The sequence below is a fragment of the Wolbachia endosymbiont of Drosophila tristis genome (assembly GCF_028981745.1).
Lineage (GTDB): Bacteria > Pseudomonadota > Alphaproteobacteria > Rickettsiales > Anaplasmataceae > Wolbachia > Wolbachia pipientis.
The window spans coordinates 1-14,971 of record NZ_JAPQLN010000104.1; the positions used below are offsets into that span (position 1 = coordinate 1).

Here is a 14,971-nt window from a genome sequence, read left to right on the forward strand (position 1 = left end):
TTTTTCTTCTACTATATTTTGTAATTTCATAATTCATTTTCTCAAAAATTCCCTGCTTCTTCCATTGCCTGAACTGCTCATACACAGTCTTCCATAGCGGAAAATCATTTGGTAAATACCGCCATTGACACCCTGTACGCAATACATAGAAAATTGCTTCTAATATTTCTCTTTTGCTATACTTTGGCGGCCTTCCTCCTTTCTTGTATGATACTCTGAAGTGTTTTTCTATTCTTGCCCATTCCCTTTCGCTTAGATCTGTTGGATACTTTTTTCTCATCTTTACCCCGTACTAAAATTTCAGATATTATAGCCTTTTACTTGTTTCCGGACAACCTCTAATACCTTTTCCCTCTAATTTCAAATTAGCTTCTAAGATTTTCCGTATTGTGTCTTTTGTAAACTTTCCATCATGCTTTGATATTTCGTTTGTATCCTGAAAATTTGGAACTCCTTTGAATAACAAAATTCTTTCTGCCAACTTGTTTGCATGTTCAAGTTCTTCGTTAAGCTCATTTTTTACCTTTTCTGCAAATCTATTAATTCCATTGTTTTTGAGAATCGCAAAATGCAAAAGATACTGGCGTACAGAAGTTAGCTCATTGGTCAATAATTTGTTCAAATGTTTTACTATCTCTTCATTCATAATCTTCCCTTAGTTCAATTCATCAGCATAATTTATATGATAACGATAGTTATAGCAACTCATTTAATATTTCCTTTGATAACAACCGTATTAAATAGCATGTCGTGGTATGTCTGTTTTTTCTTAGAGAAGCAAGCAACTAGATACCAGCAAAGAGTGAGCAGCACCGTTAATATAGTGAGTAGCACTATTAATATATCGAAAGCGTTTATTAACACGTCCTGTTCTTGGAAAAGCTCGATGAGGACAACTATTATGTTATATAATAGAGAAAGAAAAAACTGAGAAATGCTTCTATCAAATGCTAAACTCAAATCTATTTTAGAACCGTCCAAGCTTATGGTATGTATGTTCATTAATTGCTGACCAGGAGTTGCTTGGGCTTTTGAAGATATAAAATATGTGAAGTAACTGCAATCTATACACATAGATGAAATTAACGGAAAATTCTTTAACAATAGTCTGATTAATAAGTTTGGAATTAATAAAATTGCTCTATCTATCAAATATGCGCAAAAGCGTCTTATTATACTGGCAATCTCTGTAACAGTGGTCATTACCTATCTTCTAAATACTTTATTATAAAATCTGTAAGTTTATCAAAATGTTGAAAACATAACAAATCTTCATAACCGCTTATTGATTGACCGTATATAATAGGTAAACAATTGGCATTTTGTGCACACAGAACATCTGTGATGCTATCACCAACGAAAAACACATTTTCTCTATTTATAGGCAACGTACTCTCTTCTAGTGCAAATAGCAGTGGGGTTGCAGATGGTTTATCTTCTGCAGTATCGCATGACCCAACCACTCTTTCAAAGTAGGAATCTAGTTTAAAATAGGCAACTTCTTTACGTAAATTAGTATTTTTCTTATTACTTACTATTGCTAGATAAATATTGTGGCTTTTCAGTGTCTGCAACATTTTCTCTACTCCTTGATTCAAAGCAATGTTTTGCAATAGTGCATCATCTAAATATTGTTGATATATCTGATTCGCTTTTTTCCACTGATCGCCAAATAAATTGACCATATAGCTCTTTCTCGACTCATGGGAATTTCTATCAGCAGCTTTATTACTATACCCCATTGAGTTTATGGTATGCTTAATAGCATTAAAAATATTATCTTGAGTGTCAACTAAGGTATTATCCCAATCGAATACTACTGCTAATGAGCTATCTTTCATCTCTTATGTAATTATACATTTTAACTTAATAAGTAAATAGCATTTTAATGAAAAAGATATAAATAGGACGCCCTTGATAAACACTTTTTACCACAAGTTATGTTAACTGTTTTTTATATAATTAGCTAATATACTGATTATATGATATGTTTTAATAGGTAACAGGTATGGCCCAGACATCTAAAGAAAGTGTTGAAAAAAAGTTTAAAGATGTTTTTGAACGTTCTCCAGGTGCTTTTCCAGAAGGTACCTCATTAGAAAAGAAGGTTAATTATATCGCAAAAGGAACAGAGGCTCTAAAAGCTGTGAAAAGTAAGGAGCTTGAGAACAAAATGAAAAACGTTGCAGAATTGAGTCAGAAATTTGAAAGTCAAAAAGGACGTGCAGATGAAAAAGTACGTCAAGATTTTGAAAGAATTGCTGAGCTTGACCAACAATATAAAGGGAAGGGCATCTTCACAAGTGAAAAAGTTGCAGAGCCAAAAAGTGACAAAAAACTCCAAGACACTCCGAGAAAAACTACAACAGCAGTTAAAGACCTTGAACATAATACACAAAAAAAGACTACTGAAGCTTCTGTGCAAACAGCATCAGAGCACGATTCACAAACCGTTAATCCCTCAGTAAGCAAGAGTTCTGTAAAAGAGAAGCTCAACACTGAGCCGGACAAAAAAGATAACACGCCTCAACCACAAGAAAATCAAAAAGAAGAAGGGTTTTTGAGTCTTCTGAAGCGCTTTGTTAAGAAAATATTAGAAAAATTTTTAGGTGAAGGTGAAAAGGATGTAGAGAATGCTCGTGGCATGAAAGAAGATGCTCAAAGAGATACGTCAAATAACGAAGAGCAACAAAAGAGTAAGCAGCTTGATGAAATTTTAAAGGACAAAAGTGTAAGCGAGGGTTTGAAGCAGGCAACAAAGCTTGAAAACCCGGCAATAACGCCTGTTAATACTCCTAAAGTGAATGAAGTAAACACGGGTCGTGAAAGGTGATCCGCTTTCAAGCTTCATTATACCGCCACAAACCGTCATACCGCCGCGGTATCTCATCCGCTAACAAGTAGCGGGATGACACCATTTGTTGTATTTAACAAAGTTCGTACTTAGCTTTATGTTAGCTATAAACATTAAGAAATTTACCAAGCGAAAAAAAAGGCAAAAGAAGCCCCAGCTAATATCTATTTTAGAACATTGGCGTTTTTTAAGTCTTAAACACTGCAATTTAGCTGCTTTTAAATGCAACTCACCTTAGTTTAAATGTTTAAGAAATTTACTAAGCAGAAAAAAAGGCAAAAGAAACCCCGTGTTAGCTAGTTGTCACTCCCTAATCCTGCAAATTGGCGTACTATACTGTCTTAAACGACTTATAAGCGCGTTTCAGCTTGTGTAGGTAAAAACCTAGAAATATTGTGAAGACATAAGGTGCACATAGTGCAAAAAATTAAAAATAAGACGCCAACTACGTTGTTTTCTTGCTGTTTAATCTGCACAGATGAAGATAACTGAATACCTTCAGTTTCATGATAAGGGGGCTGGCGGAGTTTGTCAAGTAAGTTTTTTCGTTTCTAACGGTTGTTGCCAAAAACTATGCAAGAAGTCTATTGACAGGTGATTAAATTATAATGTAGCCTATCGCCGTATATCCGGGGGTGGGTTGTTGTGAGGCTTTTTCACTTTTTATTCTTGTTAATGTGTTTTTCTCTGTATTACTATGCGGGTTTTATATTTTCGCCCTGCCCAAAAGCTACGGTTTGCTTTTCACCTGGAGAAGATTGTGCTGTACCGATAATCAACGTAATAGATCAGTCTAAAAAATCTATCTTAGTTCAAGAATATACATTTACTCTTGGAACAGTTGCAAAATCTTTGATTAATGCTAAAGAACGCGGTGTTGATGTTAAAGTCATCTTAGATAAATCGCAACTCTACTCAAAATATAGTGTTATAAATGAATTATTTTCAGGTGGAGTACCAATTTGGATCGATGATAAGCCAAAGATTGCTCATAATAAGATAATGATTGCTGACAATCAAAAAGTCATCACAGGGTCATTTAACCTTAGTAAGACAGCTAAAAAAGGAAATGCTAAAAATTTATTAATTATTACAGATTATCCTGAATTGATTCAGCAGTATGTGAAAAACTGGGAGGCACGAATGTCACAATCTTACAAATACGCTCTCGATTAGTTGGGAGCGCTTGCTCAAAATCAGTTTTAAAAACAGCAAGGGAGAGCTTTTTTGATTGATTGGCATAATGATTATGATATAATGAACTAAAAATTTAAGGAATAAAGTAATGGATTATATAAATGATGCTGCCGGTAGCTACACTGCTATTCATGATTTTTTTCAAAACAACGGTGTTGGAGATTACAAAGTTCAATGCAATTATGGTGGGGTGCCGTATGCTACTGATGAGTACGTGCATTCTGGCGATAAATTTTGGAGTAATAATTTCATAGACTCACATTTTGGCAGGGAAATAAAAATGTATCCTCAAAGTGAACTTTTAGCTAAAGAATATGCTGGAAATACGTTGCCAGTTTCAATATCACTAGATAAGGATTTAATAAAAATGAAGGAATGTCAGAAAAAAACGAAATTTGTGGAACTAGAAAGGGAGTCAGGTGATTTAGTGCATGATAAGCAAAAGTATGTAAAGTGTTACACAACAAAGCTATCATATGATGATGTACATATTTACAATAACGATAAAGTTTCAACATTTAGCATAAAATACGACGTGCCAAATGATCCGAAATACAGTTTAAATATAACATTTACAAAGGTTAATGATAATAAACCAGGATTTTGGCAGAAATTTAAAAATATGTTTTAACGTGACCATTCACTGGTTTTTACTCAATCAACCAACAACAGTTAATATCAAATTTTTATAATTAAAAAATATGCTATTTTTTAAAACTTTCATTCTCATTGACTCTGTCAACTTCACAAAACAACTCTTGGACCGAATGTATCTGGCATAACACCTTTTGGTAACTTGCTACTTCTTTTTTTCCGCATCTCCGACAACAGCCATTGATATTCCACTACATAAGGCTTGATTTTTGGTAAATCAACTTTTTTATGAATAATACTATGCTTCTCCTTAAATTGACCATTTACCCTAAACGCTATTAGCTTCCTTAAAATTTACATTAATGCCTATTTTGCCTAAACTGAAGCGTCTTTTCCAATTTTTTCTAGCATCAACTCAGCAGCTTTTTGTTCAGCAATCTTTTTACTAGAAGCGCATGCAGAAACTTTACCATAATCTTCTATGCAAACTGATATAGTAAATTCAGGATTGTGCGCTGGTCCAGTTTGTTTTACAAGCTCATACTCTGGTAAAGGCAATTTGTTTTTCTGAGTCCACTCTTGCAGTGAGGTTTTAGGATCTTGAGGGGGGGCAAGCATGCCTTTAGCTAGCTTTTCCCAATATTGGATAATAAATTTTTCAACATTTTCAAGCCCGCCATCAATATAAATTGCACCTATTAGTGCTTCAAGCGAGTTTTCTAAATTTTTTAAGTTACATCTCCCTCCATTGCAGCGTTCACTATTATTCATGATGATAAAGCTGCCTAATTTTATTTCTTTAGCAACATTAGCAATGGTGTTGCCACAAACTAAATCCGTCTTTCTTTTTGCCAATGCTCCTTCTTTTTCTTCAGGAAATAGTTTAAACAGTGTGGCAGATACAACCATATTCAAAACACTATCGCCCAAAAACTCTAGTCTTTCGTAGCTTACAATCTGGTTTTTGCTATTCCTTTTATTTACGCTTGGGTGAGTTAGTGCCTCTTCTAATATTGCATAATTTGTAAATTTATAATCAATGATCTTAGATATTGCATCATTCAAACTCTTCATACCCATTATTTAAAAGAAAAGCACTTTCTACCACCTTTATACCAGAGAATTAGTTTTATTTTATTAAAATAATACCACCAACTTTCAAAATTAATGTATACAACCCACCACCTCATTAATGTTACTAAATCCATCTCTCCTTATTAGTTCTGCAAGTTCTAGATTAATTTTGTTTACAACTTGAGGTCCGTGGTATATGAGAGCAGTGTACAACTGCACCAAAGAAGCTCCTGCCTTTATTTTTTTATATGCATCAGCACCACTTGAGATTCCTCCGCACCCTATCAATAATATTTTGCCCTTAGTAAATTTGTACATATCGCCCAATAACTCGGTTGAAAGTTTAAACAGCGGTTTGCCACTCAACCCACCACTCTCATTATGGTGAGAATGCAGATTATCTCTACTTACCGTAGTGTTGCTTACTGTTAATCCGTCAATCTTATATTCCAACGCAAGCTCAGCGATATTTTCTTTCGTTTGCTGATCTACATCTGGTGAGATTTTTAATATTATTGGTATGGATTTAGAATTATCAATTGATTTTCGGGTTAGAGTTACGGATTTCAACAATTCCGATAATTCTTGCTTATTGTGCAGATTGCGTAAATTAGGCGTGTTTGGGGATGAGATGTTCAGCACTATATAATTGCTCTTTCCATATACTATCTTTATTAAGTCAACATAATCGCTGATTTGGTCCTTTGATGTACTGTTTTTTCCTATGTTGATGCCAAAAATGCAGTCATCAAGCTTGGTTTCACCTATTTGTTTAAGAAAATAGTCTATTCCTTTATTGTTAAATCCCAATCTGTTAATTACCCCTTGATCTTTAATTAACCGAAAAATTCTTGGCTTTTTGTTTCCATATTGTGGATTACGAGTTACAGTACCAGTTTCAATAAACCCAAAACCAAATGAGAGCATAGGCCTTATAACTTCTGCATTCTTGTCAAAACCTGCAGCCAGACCTACGGGGCTTCTGAGCTTATTACCAAAAAAATTCACACTCAAAGATTCTGGTAGCTCTATAGGATTCTTATAAGGCATTTTCTTTAATGCCATAATTGCCAAAGAGTGAGCAACTTCGGGCGGTAGTAAAAATAGTAAATTACGTTTGTAAAACACTTTGCTTATTTTTAGTTTATTTTTTACCATGAAACGCTATAAGAGTATAACCATAACTTGAAAAGAAATTGATTTTACTATGGACAAGCTTTCTCTATAGGTTACACACTTAAAGCTACTGTTAACTTTTACAAGATATAGAGAATGAAAGAGGCCGGGACCGGAATTGAACCGGTATAAAAGGATTTGCAGTCCTCCGCATAAGCCATTCTGCCACCCAGCCGTTTTTTATGTGTAGATATCCATTATATCTTTTAGCATAGATAAAGCCTCCTCCCTTTTGCGTTGAAAAGTGTTACGTCCAATGATTGAACCATTACCGCCACCCTGCTTAATTTCTTTCGCTTCATTGTATATGTTATCTACTTCCTTCGATTCACCACCAGAAAAAACTACTATTCTTTTCCCTGCAAAACAAGACCTTTTAACATATTCAATTCTTTTAGATAATGATTCAATATTTTCTGTTTCTATTTTCTCCCTTTCCAAATATTTAGTTGGAAGTTTTACTTTTATTATATTAGCGCCAAGCAAAGCTGCCATGTGCGCAGCATAGGCAATAACATCAACTGCTGTTTCACCTTCTTTGGAAATCCCTTCACCGCGTGGATAAGACCATAGCACTACTGCAAGTCCATAAGATTTGGCTTCAGCTATGATTCCACGGGCTTCCTCCATCATATCGAAACACTTAGCAGAACCAGGATATATAGTAAATCCGACAGCTAAGCATCCCAAACGCAGCGCATCTTTCACAGAAGAGGTTATTGCCTGATCAGAGGTTAGATCCTTTGAATGTAAAGAGTTGGAACTATTAAGTTTCAAAATAAGTGGGAGCATTCCAGCATAAGTTGCAGCACCAGCTTCAATCATACCAAGTGGAGCAGCATATGCACTTACTCCCGAATCAACCGCAAGCTGAAAATGATAATGTGGGTCATAAGCATCAGGGTTAACTTCAAAACTTTTAATTGGACCATGCTCAAATCCTTGATCTACTGGCAGAATCACTAACTTGCCAGTGCCGCCAAGCTTTCCATGCATGAGAATACGAGTAAGATTTGCTTTTACCCCAGGGTTTTCACTTTCGTAGTAGCTTAGGACTTGTTTTACTTTATCACTTATCACTATAATTCAAATTGAATTTAAGTTATAGATTGTAACAAAGATGAAGTTCAATACAAGGATTTTAAACTATATCAAAAGCAATTTTATTTTCTACTTTATTCATATAGATTCTTAATTTCTTTCCTTTTATTAATTGACGATTCAGTATTTCTTCCGCTAAGTAACTTTTTATCTCTTTTTCAATAAGTCTCTCTATCGGACGTGCTCCCATTTCCTTACTATAACCTGTTTGTGCAAGATAAGATTTCACTTCATCTTCTACCAAGCAGTTTATGCCTTTTTGCGTCAGCTGCTTTTTCAGTTCCTGAATAAATTTATCTACAATATGCAGAATTATATCCGCATTTAAGTCAGAAAAAGAAATAATCGCATCAAGACGATTACGAAATTCAGGGCTAAAAACCTGTTCTATCGCTTTTTCACTATCACCAGTGTTAAATTTTTTATGCCCAAAGCCAACAAAACTTTTGCTGCGTTCAGCTGCTCCTGCATTAGTTGTCATAATTAAGATTATATTGGAAAAGTTAACTTTACGTCCGTAAGTGTCTGTAACGCAACCATAATCCATAATTTGTAGCAATATATTATAGATATCGCTATGAGCCTTTTCAATTTCATCAAGCAGCACAACACTATATTGATTATTAGATACAGACTCTGTGAGTAATCCACCCTGATCATAACCTACATATCCAGGAGGAGAACCAATCATCCTTGATATCGTATGAGACTCAATATATTCGGACATATCAAAGCGTATAAGATTCATGCCCATGCTTTCTGCTAATTGTTTTGCTAGCTCGGTTTTACCAACACCGGTTGGCCCTGCAAAAAGATAATTTGCTAAAGGCTTATTGTAATTTCTCAACCCAGATTTAGCAATTTTAATAGAATTAACAAGAGATTCTATTGCCTGCTCTTGGCCAAAAATCACCTTCTCTAGATTAGCTTTTAAAGACTTTACTTTCTGCAAATCATCAGATTCAGATCCGCAAGGCACATTTGTAATTCTAGTAATGGTATTCTTAATATCTCTACTATTTACAATTTTACCCCTGTTTCTTAGCAATTTACAATATGCCCCTGCCTCATCAATAACATCAACCGCTTTATCAGGTAATATTCGCCCAGTAATATACTTATGCGAAAGTTCAGCCGCAGACCTAATGGCATTCTTTGTATAATATACTCCATGATACCCTTCATAGTAGTGCTTTATACCATCTAGTATCTTTATCGTTTCGTTAACAGAAGATTCCTTAACATTAATTTTTTGAAACCTCCTCGCTAATGCTTTATCTTTTTCAAAACTATTGCTGTATTCTCTATATGTAGTTGCACCTATACAACGCAGTGTACCTCTTGCAAGCGCAGGTTTGAGTAGGTTACCTGCATCAAGAAAGCTACCACTTGTAGAACCTGCTCCAATGATAGTGTGTATTTCGTCAATAAAAAGGATAGCACCTGGTTTTGCCTCAATCGCTTTTATTATAGATTTTATTCTCTCTTCAAAATCACCTCTATAGCGTGTCCCTGCAAGGAGTGCCCCTAAATCCAAAGCATAAATTATACTGGACCTGAGCGCACTTGGAACACTGTTTTCAATGATTTTGAGTACCAAACCCTCAACTATTGTGGTTTTGCCAACACCTGGATCTCCAACATATAAAGGGTTGTTTTTTCTACGCCTCAATAATATTTCTATAGTGCGATTTAATTCATAATCACGACCAATAACATAATCTATTTTTTTGCTTCTTGCATAGTCATTTAAATTTTTACAATAACTTTGTAGAATTTCCTCATCTTTTAGTAGCTCACCTTTATTTACTGTAGTAGGAGCATCATTATTTTTATCAAGTTTTACTTTATGATTAGTGGTGTATTCATCTATATCGTTAGAGTATTTCATGTTAGATATGTGGTAAATCAAATTGGAATCTTTCGCACTTTGTTTCTGCAATAGATCTTCAACGTATAAATCTTGCCCAGACAAAATTTCTACTAGAACACTTGCTCCATTTATTTCTTTTTTCCCCAAGCTATGAGCCCGTATTATTGCTCTGTGTATTATGCATTGAAACATTGAGCTAGGTTTAACTCCACTGATAATCAATTCAGAACTGCTTTGTAAAAACCCTTTTATATTATTATTATAATCATTAGCCTTAATATTGCATCTTGATAGAATGTTATCCATACTGATGATTTCATCGGCTCTGATATTACATCTTGATAAAACGTAATTTACATCCACGTCTTTAGTTAACGCCAGCAATAAATGTTCTACTTTCGCATATTTAAGATTAAAATTAGAAGCAATGAATAGTGCTCTATTCAAACTTGCCTCTAAGTTTTTGGAAATCATCTCCTATTCTCTTTAAAAGTGGGAACTCATATATAATGAATAGCACACAATTATTAAAAAAATTGAAATCCAGCAGTTCGCTGTAGCCAATTTGAATCCCACTCTGGATCTACGTCATAGCACCGCAATATCTCAGCATAGATTCCGCTAATGAGTAGCGGAATGACGAGTTTTACGCTTATCAAATTGTAGGTAAATCCTATTTAATACGCTTTTTCTAGTACTCTGCTTTTCTTCTTAAATGCATTGATCTTTTTTCTACCGTATTTAGTCTTTAACGTACTTGGCCTTTTAAAGACCTTTTTGCTGTTACGTTTTTTAAATTGCACACTACAATCAAAATTTAGCTCTCCTTCTTTGTCTGCCAGTGCAGGCAGTCTTCTCTTATCTTGAGGTGTAACAAAAGATAGCGCATACCCTTCAGCTCCAGCGCGTGCAGTTCTACCTATACGATGAATATAGTCAGCTTGCGATTGTGGTGCATCATAATTGATAACATGTTGAATGTGGGGAATATCAAGGCCGCGAGAAGCAACATCTGTTGCAACCATGATTTGATTACGGCCACGACGAAAAGAATTAATGACCCTTTCGCGCTTGTGCTGCCTTAAATCACCATGAATTGCTAAAGCGCTATAGTCATCTTTGTGCAATCTGTTAGCTAGCTGATCCGCTCCTCGCTTTGTTTTGACAAAGATAATGATTGATCCTTCGCGCTGACATAGTTGTGTAACAAGCTTTTCATATTTTTCTGATTCTGATGCATAAACAATTTCTTGCTTAATTTTTACAGAAGTTGTAACCTCACAATCAACAGAAATACGTTCTGGTCGATTAAGGTACTTCTCAGCAAGTTTTACTATATCTCCAGGAAGAGTTGCAGAAAACATAAGAGTTTGCCTTATTTTAGGCAAATGCTTCATAATTTCTTCAATCTGAACTCCAAAGCCCATATCAAACATACGATCCGTTTCATCAAGCACAAGAACGCTAACATTGCGAGTAATCAAAGTTTTACGCTCAATATGGTCTATAATACGACCAGGAGTACCTATTACAATTTGTGGTTTTTTCTGAAGCTGATTTAGCTGCCTAAAAATAGGCTCACCACCAATCAACAAAGCGACCCTTAGTGCAGAATTTTGAGATAAGAGTTTTCTTATCTCATTTGTTACCTGATGCGCAAGCTCTCTGGTTGGCACGATGACTAAAGCTGAACCAGTGTTAGGCTCATTCAGCAACTTAGCAACCAACGGAATAGCAAATGCTAAAGTTTTTCCAGTCCCCGTTTGAGCAGATCCGAGAATATCTTTACCTTGTAGCGCTAAGGGAATCGCTTGTATTTGAATCGGAGTTGGGACGAAAAGATTATTTTTATCTAGAGCTTGTCTAAGCGAAGCTGGGAGACCCATCTCATGAAAATTATTCACAATACGTTAATCCTGTTAAAAGACTTCATAATAGATTAATCTTCCAATCTTAAATTTATTGCAGATTTTTTATCTTCTCCGTTTCTACCGCGCTCCTCTTTAACCTCATAACTCACCCTTTCTCCTTTTATTCCCTTCTCTTTATTCTCTCCTTTAAGTGCCTCAGGTCTTATTCCCGAACGTTCCAATGTGCTAATATGTACAAAAACGTCACCCCCTTTACCTTCTGGCTTGATGAAACCATAGCCTTTTTCGGCATTAAACCATTTTACATTACCAAATTCCATTTAAACAACTCCTAAATTATTAACTAACATTACTAATGTGATGAAAAACTTTGAAATTACGATTGAGAATGCTTTAAGCTTAGCTATTGAAACTAAACCTTTATACTCCATAGTCTATTCTTAACATTACATGACAATAATACACAATTGTTGTACTTGATGCAAATAAATTTTTTAATCGTTAAGCGAACCTGCAACCGTCATTTCGCTAACTTTAATCGTTGGTGAATTAAATTGCCCACAAAAAGTTAGATCATCTGCAACGACTAAATTGCTAAACATATCCTTCAAATTGCTAGCAATGGTAATCTCATGTATTGGATACGTTATTTTTCCATTTTCTATAAAAAATCCGGAAGCGCCTTGGCTGTAATCGCCATTGATTAAATTGACACCAAAACCAAATAAATCAGTTACATATATTCCCTCTTTCACTTCCTGAATTAATTCTTCAAACGATACATCACCATTCTCAATGTAGAGGTTACTAGCTGCAGGAATAACTGCAGCATTACTTGCACGAGTTGCACTTCCGGTTGTTTCTGAGTCTAATTTTCTAGCCGAGTATAAGTCTAAAATCCAATTTTGTAATATTCCGTTTTTTACAAATATATTTTTCTTGCTAGTTATCCCTTCTCCATCAAATGGTCTCGATGCTATGCCTCTTGGCAACAATGGATCATCGATAATATTAATTCTATCGTTGAAAATCTGAGCGTTTAAACTACCCCTCAAGAAAGAACTGTTGCTTATAATACTGCTCCCATTTATAGCAGAAGCAAAACTTTTTACTAGCCCTTTTGCTGCTCTTTTTTCAAAAATAACTGGAAATTTACCAGTTTTCATTGTACGTGAATTCAATTGATCAACTGCTCTTTTTGCTGCTTCTTTTCCCATTAACTCTGGCAACTTTAAATCACTAAAATTACATGCTATATCATAATCGTAACCAACCTTCATTTCACTTTCTCTTCCAGCAACAACAGAGACCTGATTAGCAAAGGTTGATTTACTAAACGAGCCAATAAAACCAGAAACAGTCGATAATACTGTATTCACTAAAGCGTATGAAGAAGAGGCTCCTTCAGAATTAGTGATACTCTTATGTGCAAGGGCTGAATTTTCTGCAGCTTCAGCAATTTCTTTTAGGTTATCAACGGTTACAACATTATTATCTGAGATACTTAAATCTGCAGAAGAGATATAATTACTACCATTTACAGCAAAATTAATGCAAGGATCTTCTGGCGCATTCTTTGCCATTTCTACCACTTGGCTTACTGTATCACTCAGATTATTCAAATCGTTTGTAGAAATATACGCAGCTTTGTTTTTACCTGCTATAGCTCTGATTCCTACAGTGCAATTTTTAGATTGTGATATTTGCTCAATTTTTGATAGACGCTGAGAAACTGAAGTCTTATTAGTTTCATATATTGTAACTTCCGCATCTTGATTTTGCTTTTTTATTAGTTTAGTAATATCTGCTGCAATATTTAATATATTCATTTTCTATTCCTTAGATTTCTATAAAGATTCTGCACCACCTATAACTTCAATTAAATCAGTCGTAATCGCTGCTTGACGAGAACGATTATAAAGCAATGCTAATTTGTTCAGTATCTCTTTAGTGTTTCTGTTTGCTGATTCCATAGCAACCATTCTAGCACTATTCTCACTCGTTGCACTTTCAAGTAAAGCAGAGTAAAGAGCAATTACAACGTAATCTTGAACCAAAGATTTTAAAATAAATTCAATATTTTGTGGTTCATACTCATAGCCGTAATCTGTTGTTGGACCAGCCAGAGAGCTATCAATCAAGGATGAGTCTTTACTCCATGGTTTTATTGTTTCCAACATTGGTTTTTGCGTGAAGGTATTATAGAATTTACTATAAAAAACTTTAACTTTATCGTATTTACTTAAATCTATACCATCAACCAAAGCTTCTACGTGCTTTAACGTGATTCCCTTACTATTTTCAATTTTTAAGATACTTTTAGAGTCAAATCTATTTTTACCTACATCAAAAGCTTTTTTACCAAGAAATACAATATCTACTTTTTTGCCATTTGCGATTGACTTATTTACACGCTCTTGACTAAATTTGACAATAGAAGAGTTAAAGTTGCCGCACAAGCCACGATCAGACGCAATAATGAATACTAGGTAAGAACCGTCGTTACTGACATTTAGAATTTTTGCCAGTAATTCTTGATCAACTGATAGCATTAATGAAAAAATAATGTTATGCAGCTTAGATACATATAATTTTGAATTTAATAACTTCTTTTGGCTTTGTAACAACTTTGCTGCAGAAACCATTTGCATTATTTTCGTGGTTTTCTGTACAGACCTAATATTCTTAATTCTTAAGGATAATTCCTTTAAGCTCTTCATTTTGTATACAACCCTGATTTATTAAAATATATAACTGTTAGTGTCTAAAAGCAAGTTTTTTTGACATTAAAACCAAGTCTAGCTAAGAAACTTGCAGGTTTATTGTTTGGAGATAAGGATTATATTAAGAAAGTGCTCTAACTTCAGCAATATCAATGTGAAAGTAGCCTAAGAGGTTGTCCGGAAACAAGTAAAAGGCTATAATATCTGAAATTTTAGTACGGGGTAAAGATGAGAAAAAAGTATCCAACAGATCTAAGCGAAAGGGAATGGGCAAGAATAGAAAAACACTTCAGAGTATCATACAAGAAAGGAGGAAGGCCGCCAAAGTATAGCAAAAGAGAAATATTAGAAGCAATTTTCTATGTATTGCGTACAGGGTGTCAATGGCGGTATTTACCAAATGATTTTCCGCTATGGAAGACTGTGTATGAGCAGTTCAGGCAATGGAAGAAGCAGGGAATTTTTGAGAAAATGAATTATGAAATTACAAAATATAGTAGAAGAAAAA

At 34.7% G+C, this 14,971-nt stretch carries 16 protein-coding genes and 1 tRNA gene; 4 read left to right on the forward strand and 13 right to left on the reverse strand.

The annotated features are described in order from the left end of the window. The 4 genes from OZD64_RS04500 to OZD64_RS04515 form a co-directional block, all read right to left on the reverse strand. Positions 1–280 (reverse strand): IS5 family transposase (locus OZD64_RS04500; protein WP_044471353.1); only part of this gene is annotated, 280 nt, incomplete at its 3' end. A 27-nt stretch (positions 281–307) separates the two neighbouring features. Beyond that, positions 308–646, reverse strand: a complete 339-nt coding sequence (locus OZD64_RS04505) for a ferritin-like domain-containing protein (RefSeq protein ID WP_274999388.1) — start codon at positions 644–646, stop codon at positions 308–310. A gap of 59 nt (positions 647–705) precedes the next feature. Next, positions 706–1,203, reverse strand: a complete 498-nt coding sequence (locus OZD64_RS04510) for an RDD family protein (protein WP_038199612.1) — start codon at positions 1,201–1,203, stop codon at positions 706–708. Beyond that, positions 1,203–1,841: an HAD family hydrolase gene (locus OZD64_RS04515; protein WP_010081930.1), complete on the reverse strand. Its 639-nt coding sequence runs from the start codon at positions 1,839–1,841 to the stop codon at positions 1,203–1,205. Before OZD64_RS04515 ends, OZD64_RS04510 begins: the two co-directional genes overlap by 1 nt. Before the next feature lie 167 nt (positions 1,842–2,008). On the opposite strand from OZD64_RS04515, the gene OZD64_RS04520 reads away from it, so the two are divergent. The 3 genes from OZD64_RS04520 to OZD64_RS04530 all read left to right on the forward strand — a co-directional run bounded on the left by OZD64_RS04520 (position 2,009) and on the right by OZD64_RS04530 (position 4,682). Then, positions 2,009–2,833 (forward strand): hypothetical protein, encoded by an 825-nt coding sequence (locus tag OZD64_RS04520; RefSeq protein WP_022626161.1) that lies wholly within the window; start codon positions 2,009–2,011, stop codon positions 2,831–2,833. Positions 2,834–3,499: 666 nt separating this feature from the next. Next, a complete protein-coding gene (locus tag OZD64_RS04525) occupies positions 3,500–4,030 on the forward strand; it encodes a phospholipase D family nuclease (protein ID WP_274999389.1) in 531 nt (176 codons plus the stop codon). Between the two features lie 109 nt (positions 4,031–4,139). Then, on the forward strand, positions 4,140–4,682 hold the full coding sequence (locus tag OZD64_RS04530) for a hypothetical protein (protein ID WP_006279913.1): 543 nt from the start codon (positions 4,140–4,142) through the stop codon (positions 4,680–4,682). Between the two features lie 338 nt (positions 4,683–5,020). Here OZD64_RS04530 and rnc read toward each other — a convergent pair whose 3' ends face one another. The 9 genes from rnc to atpG all read right to left on the reverse strand — a co-directional run bounded on the left by rnc (position 5,021) and on the right by atpG (position 14,460). Further along, a complete protein-coding gene (gene rnc / locus OZD64_RS04540; RefSeq protein WP_264373631.1) occupies positions 5,021–5,719 on the reverse strand; it encodes a ribonuclease III in 699 nt (232 codons plus the stop codon). Between the two features lie 90 nt (positions 5,720–5,809). Further along, positions 5,810–6,877, reverse strand: a complete 1,068-nt coding sequence (locus tag OZD64_RS04545) for a quinone-dependent dihydroorotate dehydrogenase (protein WP_010082053.1) — start codon at positions 6,875–6,877, stop codon at positions 5,810–5,812. Between the two features lie 121 nt (positions 6,878–6,998). After that, positions 6,999–7,070, reverse strand: a tRNA-Cys gene (locus OZD64_RS04550). Positions 7,071–7,075: 5 nt separating this feature from the next. Continuing rightward, entirely contained in the window at positions 7,076–7,972 is an 897-nt protein-coding gene (locus tag OZD64_RS04555; RefSeq protein ID WP_038228077.1) for a class I fructose-bisphosphate aldolase, read from the reverse strand. Between the two features lie 64 nt (positions 7,973–8,036). Continuing rightward, on the reverse strand, positions 8,037–10,343 hold the full coding sequence (locus tag OZD64_RS04560; RefSeq protein ID WP_274999391.1) for an AAA family ATPase: 2,307 nt from the start codon (positions 10,341–10,343) through the stop codon (positions 8,037–8,039). Positions 10,344–10,546: 203 nt separating this feature from the next. Then, positions 10,547–11,773: a DEAD/DEAH box helicase gene (locus OZD64_RS04565; protein ID WP_038199603.1), complete on the reverse strand. Its 1,227-nt coding sequence runs from the start codon at positions 11,771–11,773 to the stop codon at positions 10,547–10,549. 35 nt (positions 11,774–11,808) lie between these two features. Beyond that, a complete protein-coding gene (locus tag OZD64_RS04570) occupies positions 11,809–12,060 on the reverse strand; it encodes a cold-shock protein (protein ID WP_006279919.1) in 252 nt (83 codons plus the stop codon). 174 nt (positions 12,061–12,234) lie between these two features. Further along, on the reverse strand, positions 12,235–13,569 hold the full coding sequence (locus OZD64_RS04575) for a TldD/PmbA family protein (RefSeq protein WP_010081974.1): 1,335 nt from the start codon (positions 13,567–13,569) through the stop codon (positions 12,235–12,237). Between the two features lie 18 nt (positions 13,570–13,587). Then, positions 13,588–14,460, reverse strand: coding sequence for an ATP synthase F1 subunit gamma (gene atpG, locus OZD64_RS04580; RefSeq protein ID WP_010081973.1), 873 nt, complete (start codon positions 14,458–14,460; stop codon positions 13,588–13,590). 231 nt (positions 14,461–14,691) lie between these two features. On the opposite strand from atpG, the gene OZD64_RS04585 reads away from it, so the two are divergent. Continuing rightward, on the forward strand, positions 14,692–14,971 hold a 280-nt coding region (locus tag OZD64_RS04585; protein WP_044471353.1), incomplete at its 3' end, for an IS5 family transposase.

What these genes read in the sequence shown, in the direction of transcription:
- OZD64_RS04505 (WP_274999388.1), bottom strand. Translation starts at nt 646, where the DNA reads ATGAATGAAGAGATAGTAAAACATTTGAACAAATTATTGACCAATGAG.
- OZD64_RS04510 (WP_038199612.1), bottom strand. Translation starts at nt 1,203, where the DNA reads ATGACCACTGTTACAGAGATTGCCAGTATAATAAGACGCTTTTGCGCA.
- OZD64_RS04515 (WP_010081930.1), bottom strand. Translation starts at nt 1,841, where the DNA reads ATGAAAGATAGCTCATTAGCAGTAGTATTCGATTGGGATAATACCTTA.
- OZD64_RS04520 (WP_022626161.1), top strand. Translation starts at nt 2,009, where the DNA reads ATGGCCCAGACATCTAAAGAAAGTGTTGAAAAAAAGTTTAAAGATGTT.
- OZD64_RS04530 (WP_006279913.1), top strand. Translation starts at nt 4,140, where the DNA reads ATGGATTATATAAATGATGCTGCCGGTAGCTACACTGCTATTCATGAT.
- rnc (WP_264373631.1), bottom strand. Translation starts at nt 5,719, where the DNA reads ATGAAGAGTTTGAATGATGCAATATCTAAGATCATTGATTATAAATTT.
- OZD64_RS04545 (WP_010082053.1), bottom strand. Translation starts at nt 6,877, where the DNA reads ATGGTAAAAAATAAACTAAAAATAAGCAAAGTGTTTTACAAACGTAAT.
- OZD64_RS04560 (WP_274999391.1), bottom strand. Translation starts at nt 10,343, where the DNA reads ATGATTTCCAAAAACTTAGAGGCAAGTTTGAATAGAGCACTATTCATT.
- OZD64_RS04570 (WP_006279919.1), bottom strand. Translation starts at nt 12,060, where the DNA reads ATGGAATTTGGTAATGTAAAATGGTTTAATGCCGAAAAAGGCTATGGT.
- OZD64_RS04575 (WP_010081974.1), bottom strand. Translation starts at nt 13,569, where the DNA reads ATGAATATATTAAATATTGCAGCAGATATTACTAAACTAATAAAAAAG.
- atpG (WP_010081973.1), bottom strand. Translation starts at nt 14,460, where the DNA reads ATGAAGAGCTTAAAGGAATTATCCTTAAGAATTAAGAATATTAGGTCT.